General features: G+C 63.8%; 9 protein-coding genes. 1 reads left to right on the top strand and 8 read right to left on the bottom strand.

What is annotated here, in order from left to right; all coding sequences use genetic code 11:
- Positions 1–150 precede the first annotated feature (150 nt).
- A complete protein-coding gene (locus DT603_RS04680) occupies positions 151–1257 on the top strand; it encodes a LacI family DNA-binding transcriptional regulator (protein ID WP_211368274.1) in 1107 nt (368 codons plus the stop codon).
- Positions 1258–1381: 124 nt separating this feature from the next.
- On the opposite strand, the gene xylA is transcribed toward DT603_RS04680, so the two are convergent.
- The 8 genes from xylA to DT603_RS04640 all read right to left on the bottom strand — a co-directional run bounded on the left by xylA (position 1382) and on the right by DT603_RS04640 (position 14620).
- Positions 1382–2716 (bottom strand): xylose isomerase, encoded by a 1335-nt coding sequence (xylA, locus tag DT603_RS04675; RefSeq protein WP_162348682.1) that lies wholly within the window; start codon positions 2714–2716, stop codon positions 1382–1384.
- Between the two features lie 40 nt (positions 2717–2756).
- A complete protein-coding gene (gene xylB, locus DT603_RS04670; RefSeq protein WP_162348681.1) occupies positions 2757–4250 on the bottom strand; it encodes a xylulokinase in 1494 nt (497 codons plus the stop codon).
- 273 nt (positions 4251–4523) lie between these two features.
- A complete protein-coding gene (locus DT603_RS04665) occupies positions 4524–7121 on the bottom strand; it encodes a glycoside hydrolase family 3 protein (RefSeq protein WP_425500932.1) in 2598 nt (865 codons plus the stop codon).
- 106 nt (positions 7122–7227) lie between these two features.
- Positions 7228–7926: a DUF6445 family protein gene (locus DT603_RS04660; protein WP_162348680.1), complete on the bottom strand. Its 699-nt coding sequence runs from the start codon at positions 7924–7926 to the stop codon at positions 7228–7230.
- A gap of 17 nt (positions 7927–7943) precedes the next feature.
- A complete protein-coding gene (locus tag DT603_RS04655; RefSeq protein ID WP_162348679.1) occupies positions 7944–9464 on the bottom strand; it encodes a tryptophan 7-halogenase in 1521 nt (506 codons plus the stop codon).
- Positions 9465–9515: 51 nt separating this feature from the next.
- Complete coding sequence (locus tag DT603_RS04650) at positions 9516–10538, bottom strand: cupin-like domain-containing protein (protein ID WP_162348678.1); 1023 nt, start codon at positions 10536–10538, stop codon at positions 9516–9518.
- Positions 10539–10543: 5 nt separating this feature from the next.
- The gene (locus DT603_RS04645) at positions 10544–11302 is read right to left on the bottom strand and encodes a SapC family protein (RefSeq protein WP_162348677.1); all 759 of its coding nucleotides are present in this window, start codon (positions 11300–11302) and stop codon (positions 10544–10546) included.
- 165 nt (positions 11303–11467) lie between these two features.
- On the bottom strand, positions 11468–14620 hold the full coding sequence (locus DT603_RS04640) for a TonB-dependent receptor (RefSeq protein ID WP_162348676.1): 3153 nt from the start codon (positions 14618–14620) through the stop codon (positions 11468–11470).
- Between the last annotated feature and the right edge of the window lie 294 nt (positions 14621–14914).

Here is a 14914-nt window from a genome sequence, read left to right as displayed (position 1 = left end):
CCCGGGCTGCGACACGCCCATTGCAGCGCCCGGCACGCTCGCCGCATGGGCTTGTTAGCGTTACCATCGACGCAGTCATCATGCCAGGCCCCTGACTCCGGTTGAGGCGGGTTACATGCGTCATGCACGGATCGCTCGCGCGGTGCGTGCATGGCCGGCAGCAGAGCAAAGGTGGGAGCGTTGGAAAAACCCAGGAAATCGATACGCCGGAAGGGACGCGCCGTCACCATCGATGAAGTGGCCCTGCTCGCTGGCGTATCGCCGATGACGGTGTCGCGCGTGGTGAACAGCCAGGGCAAGGTGCGTGATTCCACGCGCGAGAACGTCATGCGCGCCGTGCAGGAGCTGGGCTATACCCCAAACCTTGCAGCCAGCTCGCTGGCCACTGCGCAACACACCCGCATTGCCTTGATCTACACCAACCCCAGCTCGGCCTACCTTCGCGAACTGCTGGTAGGCGCCTTGAGTGGCGCGGCCCGCACCGCGGCCCAGCTGGTCATCGACACCTGGGACAATCTTGGCGCCGACGAGCAGCGCAATGCGGCACGCGTGCTCGCCAAGACGGTCGCGGGCGTGATCCTGCCGCCGCCGCTTTGCGAGTCCAAGGCGGTGATCAAGGAATTCGTGAGTGCCGGCGTGCCCGTCGTGGCGATCGCGTCGGGCCGTTTCAGCAACGAGATCTCGTGCGTGCGGATTGATGACTTCCGCGCCAGCAAGGAAATCACCGCCCACCTGATCGCCCAGGGCCATAGCCGCATCGGCTATATCAAGGGCCACCCCAACCAGACCGCCAGTGCGCACCGCTACGAAGGCTTCCAGGCCGCCCTGTCCGAGGCGGGGATCACCCATGACGAAAGCCTGGTCGAGCAGGGTTACTACACCTACCGGTCCGGCCTGGAGGCCAGTGAAAAAATGCTGGCGCACCGGCTCGCGCCCACCGCCATTTTCGCCAGCAACGATGACATGGCCTCTGCCGTCATCTCGGTCGCACACCGCAAGGGCCTCGATGTACCGCGCGACCTGTCGGTAGTCGGGTTCGACGACACTTTTGCCGCGACCACGGTGTGGCCCGAACTGACCACCATCCACCAGCCCATCTCCGACATGGCCGACTCCGCCATCGACATCCTGATGCGCAACATCCGGCGCAAGGATCGCAGTGTGCGCATGGTGGTGGACCATGTGACTCCCTATCAGCTGGTCATTCGTGATTCGGTGGCACCGCTTGCCAAGCGCAAGCGGGCGAATAAGGGCTGAGCTCGCGCGCCGCTTTCCCCGTCATCCTGGCCTGCTGGAATAGGTCATCACATGCAGACGGGTTGCCGCGGGGCCTTCGGCGACTGCAGGAACGCCCGATGGCGTTCCTGCATCGGCACCGGGATCAGCGCAGCAGATACTGGTTGAGCAGGTTCTCGTAACGCTCCTGCTTGCCGCTGATCTGGCGTGGTTCGTCCTGCCCCAGCGCCAGCGCGTGCAGGTCGGCCAGGGACAGCCGGCCCTGTTCGAAATCCCGGCCCGCGCCGCTGTCGAAACTGGCATAGCGCGCGCTTCGCCACTGCTCCCACGGCGAATCGTTCAAGAGCGCATGCGCGACTTCAAGACCGCGCGCGAAGCTATCCATGCCGCCGATATGGGCGATGAAAAGATCCTCCATGTCGGTGGACTCGCGACGCGCCTTGGCGTCGAAGTTCAGGCCGCCTTCCAGGCCGCCCTGGCGCAGCACTACCAGCATGGCGGCCACCGTGTCGTAAAGGTCGGTCGGGAACTGGTCGGTATCCCAGCCGTTCTGCGCATTGCCGCGGTTGGCATCGATGCTGCCCAGCAGGCCATGATCGGAGGCCACCTGCAGATCGTGTTCGAAGGTGTGGCCCGACAGGGTGGCGTGGTTGGCCTCGATATTGAGCTTGAAGTCCTTGTCCAGCCCATGCTGCTGCAGGAAACCTGACACGGTGGCGCTGTCGAAATCGTACTGGTGCTTCATCGGCTCCATCGGCTTGGGCTCGATCAGGAAATTGCCCTTCAGGCCGATGCTGCGCCCGTAGTCGCGCGCCATGGTCAGGAAGCGCGCGAAGTGCTCGAGTTCGCGTTTCATCTGGGTGTTGGCCAGCGTGGCATAGCCTTCGCGGCCGCCCCAGAACACGTAGTGCTCGCCGCCCAGTTCAACGGTGGCATCCAGCGCCGCCTTGACCTGCACCGCGGCGCGCGCCACCACGGCGAAATCCGGATTGGTCGATGCACCATTCATGTAGCGCGGGTGCGAGAACAGGTTGGCCGTGCCCCACAGCAATTTCATGCCGGTGGCGGCCTGGCGCTCCTTGGCCAGCGCGACCATGTGCTTGAGGTTCTTCTCGTACTCACCGATGTCCTCGGCGTCCGGCGCCAGGTCGACGTCGTGGAAGCACCAGTAGGGCACGCCCAGCTTGGTGAAGAATTCGAAGGCCGCGTCGACCTTGGCCTCGGCGGTGGCCATTGGCGAGCCGGCTTCCCAGGGGAAACGGCGCGTACCCGGCCCGAAGGGATCATGGCCGGCATTGGTGAAGGTATGCCAGTAGCAGACCGCGAAGCGCAGGTGCTCGGCCATGGTCTTTCCGCCGATCATCCTGCCAGGCTCGTAGACCTTGAATGCGAGCGGATTGTCCGAACCGCTTCCCTCGAACGGGATGCTGCCTATGCCGGGGAAGTATTCCCGTGCGCCTATGAAGAATTGAGTGTTCATGACGGTTCCTAACGGTGGTATTTGCAAGTGGGAGGGCTTGTCACGCCGTGTAGAGCTGCCTGACGGCGACAAGGTGTTCCAGGAATCTGCGGTAGGGCTCGCGATAGGCGGCCACGCGCGACGGTTCCGGCGTACAGGCAAGCGCGGCATCTATGCCGACGTGCGCATCGACCAGTTCGGCCAGGGAAAGATCGGCGCCCTGCGCGAGCGAGCAAGCCCACAAGGCCTGCAACGCGGCGCCGAATGCGGCGCCCTCGGCTTCACGCGGTACTTCCACCGGCAGGTCGAATACATCGGCCACCATCTGGCGCCATGCGGCGCTGGTGGCGCCGCCTCCGGTCAGTACGATGCGATCGAACTGCATGCCCGCCGCCAGGAAGGCGTCGTAGCCGTGCTTCAGGGTGAAGGTCGCACCCTCCATCGCGGCGCGGTAGAAATGGGCGGCGCTGGCGTTGTGCGTACCCATGCCAGTCAGTACGCCCTTGGCGAGCGGCAGGTCGGGAGTGCGTTCGCCATTGAGGAACGGCAGCAGGGTCAGGCCACCGGCGCCCGGCGTGGTGGACTCGATATGCACGTCGCCGTCGCGCGTGCTGAAACCGAATAGCCTGGCAATGGTCTCGGTGGCAACCGTGCAATTCATGGTGCAGATCAGCGGCAGCCAGCCGCCGGTGGACGAACAGAAGGCCGCCCAGCTACCGTCGGGATCGACCATGGCGGCATCCGAATACGCAAACAGCGTGCCGGAGGTGCCCAGGCTCATCGCCAGCCTGCCGGGCACTACGCAACCGGTGCCGATGGCCGCCATCATGTTGTCGCCGCCACCCACCGCCACGATGACCTCGCGCGCCAGGCCGAGCTCGTCGGCGCGCCCAGGCTGCAATTGGAAGACGCGGTCGCTGGCCACCAAGGGCGGCAGGCACGGGGTCAGGTCGCGTTCGGCGTCGATGGCGTGCAGCATTTCCGCAGACCACTGCCGCGTGCGCACGTCCATCCAGCCGGTTCCCGAAGCGTCGCCGTGTTCGCAGAACGCCCGACCGGTGAGCCAGAAATTCAGGTAGTCGTGCGGCAGCAGGATCGTTGCCAGCCGCTGATACACGTCGGGGCGATGCTTGCGCGTCCAGGGCAACTTGGAGGCGGTGTAACCGGCCAGGATCGGATTGCCGGCCAGTGCGATGCTGCGCTCCGCTCCGCCCACCGCGTCCATGATCTCCACGCATTCGGCACTGCTGCTGGTGTCGCACCAGAGCTTGGCCGGGGCCAGCACCTCGCCCTGCGCATCAAGGGCGACGAAGCCATGCTGCTGGCCGGAGACCGAGATGGCCTTGATCCTGCCGCGCAGTTCCGCATCCAGCGCACCGAAACAGCTGCGTACTGCCGCCACCCAGGCATCGGGATGCTGTTCGCGGCTGCCATCTTCCCCGCTCGACAACTCCAGCGGCGCGCTGGCGGCAGCAACGACGCGACGGGCCTGGTCGTCGTACACCACGACCTTCACGCTTTGCGTTCCTGCGTCGATGCCGGCGGTGAGGGTCATCGAAAACATCCTCCAACACAAAAAGAGTTAGCGCTACCATTCGGGTTGCAAAAAAAAGGCCGGATGGCGGGAAGAGCTGATTTCAAGTTGCTTCTCGGGCAGGTTGTGGTGGATATGCACTTTACCGGCCGCCACCGAAAAAATCGTGCTGCATCGCAGAATCCTTTCTGGATCATTGGCTTGGGACGCCGGGGATGGCATCGATTGCGCCCGTGCAGAAGCGTCGGGTTGCTGCCCGATGCTGCCCGGCCGTGCCCCGGGGCGGCCTGCATTTCAGGGCGCCTCGCACGCAAGCACATGGTCCGACACCGTTCCATAGCCGACCTCACTGATTGCCAACTGGTTTCCCTGCAGCGATTCGATGCCTGCCGGCACCGTGAGGCTGGCCATATTGGCACCGGCGCTGGCGAAGCACTTCAACGGCAGCGCCACGCTCATCCACTGGTTGGCAGGCAACTTCGCCAGTTGCGCGCCAACCGCCACCCGTCCAGCGCATTTGTCGCCGCATTCGACGAACAGTGCGGTGTCGGCCGCTGGCGTGGCTTCAATACGCATGGTCATCACCAGCAACACGTCGCCATTGGTTTCACGGCTGAGGTCCAGCGGTTCCGGCGCGACGAAGGCGATGCTGGAAATGCCCGGCGCCTTCCATGCATACCGCCAGGCGTCTTCCTGGGCCTTGTGGTCGACGGCCACCACGGTGATGCCGGCATCATGCGTATCGCCCGCGCGCTCCACATAGACCGGCGCGCCGGCGTGGTCCAGGCGCAGGCGCCAGCCCTTGGCTACTCCGCCCTTCTCGAAGTAGCGCGCGCTCTGCAGCGCACTGAGATCCAGTCCGGGATCTTCGTCCAATGCCGCAAGGTTTCCATCCTGGCCGTACTTGAGGCCATAACCGTAGGCGAACTGTGGCGGAGTGCCCCCTTGCCCCGCGTTGACAGGAGACTGCGCCGCACTGCGCGGCCACGAGTAGGACAGCTTGCCGGTGAAATCGTGGGCCACCTTACCTTGGCGGTCGCGCAGCAGCACATCGGCCACGCCGCCGCCTTCCGAGCCTGGCAGCCAGGCCGCGACGAAGGCATCGGACGCATTGATTTCCCGGTTCACCCACAGCGGACGACCCGACAGGAACACGGCCACGACCGGAATCCCTTCCTGTTTCAGGCGTTTGATGAGTTCCAGGTCGGCCGTGTTATTCGGCTTGTAGGCAACCGACTTGATGTCGCCCTGGAATTCGGCATAGGGATCTTCGCCAAACACCACCACGGCCACATCGGGCCTGGCCGAATATTTTCCGTCCACCGACAGCGTGGCCTTGCCGCCTGCAGCCCTCACCTGTTCGGCAATGCCGGACCAGATCGATTGCGCCCTGGGGAAATCGGACGCCTTCAGGCCAGTGCCTTGCCAGGTCAGGGTCCAGCCACCGGATTGCTTGCCGATGTCATCGGCGCCATCGCCGGCGACCAGTACGCTGGCCTTGGGATCGAGCGGCAGGATCCCTCCCTGGTTCTTCAGCAATACCAGTGATTCGCGCACCGCGCGCCGTGCCAGGGCACGGTGCTTGGGGTCGCCCAGCAGGGCTGCGTTTCCGGCAAGTGGACGTCGCGAGGGTCGTCCGGCTTCAAACAGGCCGGCCCGCATTTTCACCCGGAGGATGCGGGTCACCGCATCATCCAGGCGCTGCATCGAAATGCGCCCCGATTGCACATGCTTGAGCGTGGTTTCGTAATAGCCCTTCCAGGTATCAGGCGTCATCATCATGTCCACGCCGGCATTGACCGCAGCGGGACAGTCGGTATTGGTGCAGCCCGGAATCTGGCCTTGCGCATTCCAGTCGCCGACCACGAATCCGTCAAACCCCATGCGCTTTTTAAGCACTTCCGTCAGCAGGCTTTCGTTGCCGTGCATCCGCGTGCCGTTCCAGCTTGAGAACGACGCCATGACCGCCTGCACGCCGGCCTTCAGCGCGGGCGGATAGCCGGCGCCCTGCATGTCGCGCAATTCCTGCTCGCTGATTCTTGCATCGCCCTGGTCTCGGCCCTCGTACGTGCCGCCGTCCCCCAGGAAGTGCTTGGCCGTGGCGATCACGTGCTCGGGCGACAGGAACGACCGGCTGTTGGCCTTGCCCTGCAGGCCTTCGACCAGCGGCTCCGCATACAGCGCCACGATCTCGGGATGCTCCGAATAGCCTTCATAGGTGCGCCCCCAGCGATCGTCGCGCGGAACCGCCAGCGTCGGTGCAAAGGTCCAGTCCAGGCCGGTGGCGCGAAGCTCGACCGCAGTGGCGGCTGCGATCTCGCGCAGCAGTTCAGGATCCCGCGCCGCACCCAGCCCGATGTTGTGGGGGAACAGCGTTGCCCCCACCAGGTTGTTGTGGCCGTGCACCGCATCGATGCCGAACAGCAACGGTATGGCGTTGTGGCCACCACCAATGTCCATGGACGCGTCGTAATAAGCGTCAGCCAACGCGACCCATTGCGCAGCGGTGGCGCGATAGTCGTTGCCCGGATCGGAATTGCCGCCCGCCAGCACCGAGCCGAGCCGGTATTTGCGTACGTCGTCCGGGGTCACGCTGGCGATGTCGCCCTGCACCACCTGGCCCACTTTTTCTTCCACGGTCATTCTGGACAACAACTGCCGCACACGCCGTTCAAGTGCCGGGTCAGGCGCCAATGGGGATTGCAACGCCGGCCACAACTCCGGATGCGCGCGCGCCGTCTCATTGCCGGGTACGCGATCCGACTCAGGCTGCTGGGCTGCGGCTGCGGCCGAGGCCACCCCGCCAATCACCATGGCAAGCACATGGAAAAGCGCTGCCCGCCGCAGACGAAGACGCGGTGCAGCCGCAGGTGAATGGTGGACTGGCTTCATGTCGTTCGGTTCCTTGCGAATTCCTGCGGATATTCAGCGTGGTGGGGGAAAGCGTTGGCTGTGCGCTGGAAGCAACCAAGGCGGATTACGTGTGGCTCGGCTGCCTTCAATGCAGCACGTCGATGAAGGTATTGATGGAGAGGCGTCCCGTCATGGGATCGGGTGGCGGCACGCGGCTGTTGTCGATGCTGCCGGAATGCAGGGAGTTGCGTCGGTACACCACCATGCGGTTGAACACGCCCTGTACTTGCGCAATACGTTCGAAGAGGCTGGTGTCGCCGCCGATGTAACCATCCGTCTGGCCGCCGGAATCCAGGCGCTGCTGTTCCAGGCATTGGAAATAGGATTCCCGGCGCGCCAGGTCTATGGACTCGAAGCCGCTGCGCCTGTGGCGGTAGAAGTCGGTGCCACCCCAGTCCCCGTGGAACAGGTAGTGCACGCTGGCCAGGCCGTCGGCGCTCACCGAGTCGATGTGCGGGACGCGCTGCAGGAATTCCAGCTTGCCGGGCGGCAAGGTCACCAGGGAGAAATGGCACATCGGGAAGACGAAGCGGCCCGGCTGCATGCTGAAGCATTCCTCCAGCAGCGGGTTCAACGTCGTCTCAAGGAAGTACTGGTAGGAAAGCGGTGCCGGCGCCCGGATGCCCGGAAACATCGACGCCTGCGCAACGAACTGGCTGCGTGCTGCCTTGCGCGCCAGGCGTTCCGGATCGGCAACCAGGTTGTCGATGACCAGCAATGGCGCTCCCTCGCTGCCGAGGGAAAGCTTGCTGACGCGCAGGCCGGGATGGTGTTCGAGCAGCATGGGCGTCCCGGCTTCGTCTAGGCCATCGCAGCCGGGGCACGGGCGCCCCAGACGGCGGGGGGCGCCTTGCAGTAGCGCTCGATGAATTCCTGCTGCGATGGCATCTGCCCCACCGCGCGTTCGATGGGCTGGCGAAGCGAGTCAAGCAACCTGCGCATGTCCTGCTCTGACAACGCGCGCGCCAGCGGGTGATGCTCGCCGGGCATGATGCCCTGCCCCAGCAGCACGTGAGTCCACGAATCGACACGGAACAATTCGTCAGCACCCTGCCAGGCGTGCGCGCGTTCACGCCAGGCACGCAGACGCATGTCCAGCGATTCCGGCAGCTCCATCTCGCGACATTCCTTCCACATCGGTTCGTCGCGCTGGTTGGCGTGGTAGTGCAGGATGATGAAATCGCGCACGTGTTCCATTTCCGAACGGCTGACGTCGTTGAACAGGTCGACCAGGCTCGGTGCAATGCCATCGAAAGGAAACAGCTGGATCAGCCTGAACACCGAGCTGATCGCCAGGTGGATGCTGGTCGATTCCAGCGGCTCGATGAAACCACTGGCCAGACCCAGCGACACCACGTTCCTGTTCCAGGCTTTCAGCCTGCGCCCGGTGCGGAACGGCACCAGCCAGGGGTCGCGGATCGGCGGCGCGCCGACGTCACGCAACAACTTGGCGGTGGCCTCGTCATCGGACATGTGGCGGCTGGAGAAAACCAGCCCGCAACCGACGCGATGCTGCAGCGGGATATGCCAGCGCCAGCCGGCTTCGTGCGCGATCGCACGCGTGTAGGGCACCGGCGGACCGACTGGTTCGGTCTGCACGGCCACCGCGCGGTCGCTGGGCAGCCAGTTGTTCCAGTCTTCGTAGCCGGTATGCAGGGCCTGCTCAATGAGCAGGCCGCGAAAGCCGGTGCAGTCGATGAACAGGTCGCCTTCGAGCACCTGCCCGTCTTCCAGCACCAGCGATTCCACGAAGCCGGAATCGGCGTGCTGCCGAACCTCGCGGATCTTGCCTTCCACGCGCTTGAGCCCGTAGCCCTCGGCGATGCTTCGCAGGAAGCGCGCATAGAGCCCCGCATCGAAGTGGTAGGCATAATTTACCTGGGACTGCTCCCCCAGCGAGAACCGGTCCACCCGTGAGGCCAGTGTTTCCAGGCAGAAATCACCCAGTTCCGAAGGCATGCCGCGGCGCAGGCTGTCCAACCAGAAATGATGGAAGGCACAGGCCAGCGTGCCCTGTCCGGTGGTGCCGAAGGGGTGGATGAAACGATCGCCGGGACGGCGCCAGTTCTCGAAGGAAATGGAAAGCTTGAAGGTGCCGGCCACCGCGCGCAGGAAATCCGGCTCGTCGATCTGCAGGAAACGATGGAAGGTGCGGATAGGCGGCACCGTCGATTCGCCGACCCCTACGGTGCCGATCTGTTCGGACTCCACCAGGGTGATGTCCAGGCGTTCGCGGAACTGGTGCGATAGCGCGCAGGCGGCAAGCCAGCCGGCCGTGCCACCGCCGGCGATCACCACTTTGCGAATCTGGCCCTTATCCACGTCGACTTCCCCTTCTGCAATGGATGCGCATGGCGCATGTCCGCTTCCCGCTCAGCGGTTGAGCTTGCCAATCAGCATCGCGCGAAGCCGGCGTGCCAGCGTTTCGTCCACCGGACCCAACGGACCGCGTGCTGCCGCGGGCAGGTGTTCACCCGCCTGTTCGCGGGGTCCGAATACGTAATGTTCAAACACCTCGCGCCAGGCCTGTTTTTCCTGCTCGGGCCGGTCGCGGATGGTCCACAGCGCATGTTGCAGCGCCTGCAGCGGCGCCGGGATGTAGGCCGGCATGCTGCTCCACCAGTAATTTACCAGCACGTTGAACGGTTCCAGGCTCTGGACGTGGTGCCACCACATGCTGGGGATGAAGAGTGCGTCACCCGCTTCGAGCTCCGCGCCCTGGGCCGCGGCCAACGCCTGGCGAAACCGTGGGTAACGCCCGTAATCAGGGTTGGAGAAATCCACCACGCTGACCACCTGGCCACCGGGTGTCGGCTCCAGTGGACCGGGATAGAGATTGGAAATCTGCTCCGGCGGAAACAGCGTGAACCGGCGCCGGCCTACCGCGCAGCAGGCCAGGTTGTTGGGTGCGTCGAAATGGCAGGACGCCACCACCCGGTTTCCGATCCAGATACTGGGCGGCGCCTGCACGCCACTTCCTGCAAGGTCCAGGTCGTTGTGTTCGCGAAAGCCCGGCAGGTCGCCGTCGACCAGCAATGACGCCACGTAATACGTGGGCGGAGCGGGATCGTCCACGTGCGCGGAAATCGCATCCAGGACCTGGCCCAGGCCGCCGCGCCGGACTTCGAAATTCAATTCGGTGAAGTCGTCGTTGTAGAACGGACGCCCGGCAATCTCCGGATCACCAAAGGAATACTGCAGCGGCTTTCCTGCGTCGAAACCGCGCAGGTAGTCCATCGCTGCCTGTCTGGACTGCCGTCCTGCGCCCACCAGGGCCCAGTCACGCACAACGCCTTTCAATATTGCCGGCTCACCGGAGGACAACAGTTCATCCAGCGGCAGGGCATCACCACGACAGCCCTCGATCACGCGGATGCTGGCTGGCCCCTCATTCATCGCGGTCACGCCGCCCGTTCGGTTGCCGGCCCGTCCTGCTCCCGCAGGCGCCGCTGCTTTTCGGCCATCAACCGGCGCATGTTGTGCAGTGAAGCCAAGACCAGATACGCGCCTTCCAGGAATCCTGCCTGGTTGAGCTGCCGCAACGGTCCGGCCTCCAGCGCGCCCAGCGCCTCGCGGTCGATTCCATAAAGGCCGCTGACGCTGACCCGATGCCTGTCGTCGAGCTGCACGTCCAGGTTGACCGGCTGGATGAGGCCCAGCGAATCAAAGGCGGCGAACATGGCCGCACCGAATTCAGCACCATCGCGGATGCCCCGCAACACGCCCGCGATGTGTTCAAGATAGGCGCTGTTTCCTCCCTGCGGCAGGAAGGCGGGCTCGCCGTCGCTGAAACTGACGCGCGGGTGCTCCACGTCCACATGGATGACCGGCTCCTTGCGCAGTTCTCCATCGATGCGCTGTTCCTGGAATCCGATCAGGAACGGTCCCTTGGCGACGGCGCCGGGAAGATAGGCCGCGTTCCAGCGCCCGTCGCGCAGGAACAGGTTTTCACGCTGCTCGAAGCCCAGCAAGGCCACCGACTGCCACTGGCCACTTTCGCGGTCCTTGCGGAAGAAGATCGGATATTCCCTCTGCAGCTCGGCATATTCGCTGGGGAATGCCTGCAGCATGCCGATGTCGTCGCCGAATTCCGGGCCGAATCGCGTGGCTACGCGCAGCTCCTTGTGGGTGACGTTGTTGAGGAGTTCGTATCGGGCCATCTCAGCTCCAGCGATGCAATGGGTGCGACTCCGATCATGGCAACGATTGCAGAAAACCAATCCGCCAGCAAGCGTCCCTGGTTTGCGCTTGCTGCTTGATAAAAGAGACCGCTGCTTTCGCAGCGGTCCCGCCACGCGACATCCGGGGAGGATGTATCGCAGGACTCAGAACTTGTAACGTACCCCAAGCATGTAGCGCGGGCTCTGGTCGGCCAGCTTGACGATCTGCTCGCTGGTGCGGGCGTGCCAGCGCACGTCCTCGCCGGTGAGGTTGATCGCCTCCAGGCCGAACGACCAGTGGTCGTCGAGCGCGTAGTTGACGCTCAGGTCCCACTGTTCGTACTTCTCCACATAGTAGGGATTGCGGCTGGCACCCTGGTTGGCGAGGATCAGGTACTCGTCGCGCCAGTTCCACGCCAGGCGCACTGACCAGCCAAACTTTTCATACATGAACATGGCGTTGGCCGTATCGCTGAGGCCGGTCAACGCGAACTGGTCGATACCTGGATCGCCCGCGTTGTTGTAGCCCACATCGCCGTTGACCGAGGTGTAGTTGGCGAGGATGCCAAAGCCCGAATCTCCGAAGAAGTACTGGCCACCCACTTCCAGTCCATGCAGCTTGGCCTGGTTCTGGTTGACCGGCCGGTTCACGTTGAACAGGTACAGGGGGTCGTCGGCCTCACCTACAAGGTTGTAGGCGGTTTCGGTCGCCAGTTGCTGCGCACCCGTCCCATTGAAGGCTGCGAGCCCCGCGGGATCGTTGCGCAGCAGCGCCAGGGCAGTGAACAGCGAGGTGTCATTGGCCGAGCAGGCGGCGGCATTGGCCGCTCCCACCTGGGTAACGCAGGCCGCACTCTGGAGGAAGGCCAGCGCCGCTTGCGCGTCAGGTCCGGAAGTGGGATCTGTCAACCCATACAGCGATTCCTGCGCCACCGTGTTGCCGATGAAGTTGGCTACCGACTTGTTCCAGTAGGTCACCGACAAATAGCTGGCATCTGCGAAGTACCACTCCAACGCCAGGTCCAGGTTGTCCGATTCCAGGGGTTTCAGGCGCGGGTTCTGCGCGCTGCCGCTCGCCCGGACCGAGGGATCGAGCAATACCGAACCAAACGGTTGCTGTGCCCCGGGGCCGGCATACAGATTGCCGAAAGGTGCGCGCGCGATGCTCTTTCCGAACGATACGCGACCTTTCAGCGTGTCCGTGAAGTCGATGCTGAAGTCCAGGTTTGGAAGGACGTAGCTGTAACTGGACTTCTCGCTGAAAGGCTGCTGCTCATCGGACAGCACGATCCTGAAATCGTTGTTGGCTTGCCATTCCACAGCCTCGGGTATTGCGATGACCGAGGTGGAAACCACCTTGGTGGTCTCGTAGCGCACACCGATGCGGGTGTTGGTGCGCATGCCACCCAGCTCGCCGTCCAGCTGCACCTGCATATACGCTGATTTGGTGTTCTCCTCGACACGATTGTCGGCGGAGTTCTGCGAACTCACGCCAATGGGGACGCCGTAGTTGTCTGCGGCCCATTGCGCCAGCTGACCGGCGTTGCCCCGCCACGCTCCATTGCTGCTGCCGATGCTGTAGTCGTCGAACAGGCCAACGATGTCGACCGGCTGCAGGAGGTCCATCAGGCCATTGGCAACGTCCTCATCCACGTTGGCCACGCCCCAGTCCCCCAGGGTCTGGTAATTCTCCGCCGCCTGCAGCCGATGGGTCGACTGCTTCGAGCTGTCCACGCCGAACTGGAAACGGCCGCGCTCAAAGCTCCATTCGCCGTCGATGCGACCCTGCTTGATTTCACTGACTTGGGTCTGCGCGTTGACGCGCAGCACCTGCGAGCCGATCTCGCCCTCGACAAAGCCGGGGTTGACCACCCCGTTGGTGCCGGCCTCTGCGTCCGGCGTGGTGGGATACCAGGTCTGCGAGCCAACTGGCAGGCCGTTGTTGAAGAACAACTCCTGTACCCACGTCCCGCCGCAGTGCGGGCCGGTGGTGCAATTGTTGGTGCCGGCGATACTCGCGAAGATGGAACCACCACCAGTAAGCGGGTCGTTGGGCCGGCTCTCGTTCTTCGAGTTGTGGGCGTCGAAGCTCAAGCGGAAGTCGTCGCTGACGTCCCAGACCGCATTGAATCCCAGCGAACCCAGCTTGTACTTCTGCATGGTGCGCTGCTGTTCCAGGCCAAAGTCCTTGGTGCCTGCGATCTCGCGGATGTACACGGGGGTCGCCACCGCGCCGCCGGTGTCAAACTCCACATTGGTGTAGTTGCTGTTCTGCAACCACATGGCCTGCTCGCCACGATTCTCGGTGATCTCGTTGGTCGAGTACGTGTAATCCAGGGTCAAGGTCAGGCTGTCGGTCGGCGCGAACTGCACGACCGCCTGGCCGTTGACGCGTTCGCGCTCGAACTCGGAGAACGCATAGCGCAAGTCGTTGGGCCGCGCGTAGAGGTCGCCAATGGCCGGTTCGTTCACTACCACCGGGTCGCCCGGCATGCTGCCGGTCCAGGGCTGCACGTTCCAGTAGTTCTCGGTCGCCTGCACCGACCCACCCTTGCGCTTCTGCGAACTTGCGCTGATGCCGAAGCCAAAGGTCTTGTCGGGATTGGTGTAGCTGAAGATCCCCGAGATTTCCGGGGTGATGTCGTTGTCGAACGGCTGTGACTGGTCGGAGACCGCCTTGACGCCGGCACTGGCGACTATGCCTTCATGGTTGAACGGCCGGTCGGTCAGGATATTGATGGAGGCGCCGATGCCACCGCTGGGGACCTGTGCCTGGCTGGTCTTGTACACCTCGATGCCGTTGATGGCCTCGGCCGCGAGCTGGGCGAAATTGAATGCACGGGTGCCGCCGTCAACGCCGCCGATGGCAACCTGTCCCGCCGCACCGAACGCATCCGCACCCGGCATCTGGCGCCCATTGAGGGTGACCATGTTGAACTCGGGGCCGAAGCCACGCGCAGTCACCTGCGCACCTTCACCATCGCGGCGCTCGATCGAGATGCCGGTGATGCGCTGCAGCGATTCGGCCAGGTTGGTGTCAGGGAATTTGCCGATGTCCTCGGCGCTGATCGCATCGACCACGCCGGCCGAATCGCGCTTGACTTGCATGGCCTGGTTAAGGCTTCCGCGTATGCCGGTAACCACGATGGTATCGAGGTTGGTCGCCTCGTCAGAGGCCTGCTGTCGTGTCTCGGTCGCCTGCGTGCTGCCCTGGGCCTGCGCCTCGGTTTCCTGGGCGAACGCCGGGTTGATGATGAAAGCACCGCCCACGAAAGTGAACATGGCTTTCGACTTGAATCGCTTCAGCTTGTGATTCATTTGGGTGCCCTCAGCACTGGTGTGTGAATTGCCGAGAGCGCTCCGCCTTCGGCACAAGAGTCAACGTCCGCCATGACTTCAGCAGCTTTCCGCGCGATACCTGGATATCGAAAATCTCCCATCTGCTCTCCCCTCCCGGTTCCCTTGATGGATCTGGCGCCCTCCCCAGGGACACCCGCTGGCGATGGCCTGCCCGCTCCGGACCGCGACTCAAAAAAACGCGCTGGAATCCAGACCGGTCTTTCAGCCCGCGGCAATGACGCATGCAATGCCCCCAGCTCCCATCGACCCGTC

Source organism: Pseudoxanthomonas gei (genome assembly GCF_010119615.1).
Classification (GTDB): Bacteria; Pseudomonadota; Gammaproteobacteria; order Xanthomonadales; family Xanthomonadaceae; genus Pseudoxanthomonas_A; species Pseudoxanthomonas_A gei.
This window is presented reverse-complemented; position numbering and strand designations above follow the sequence as displayed.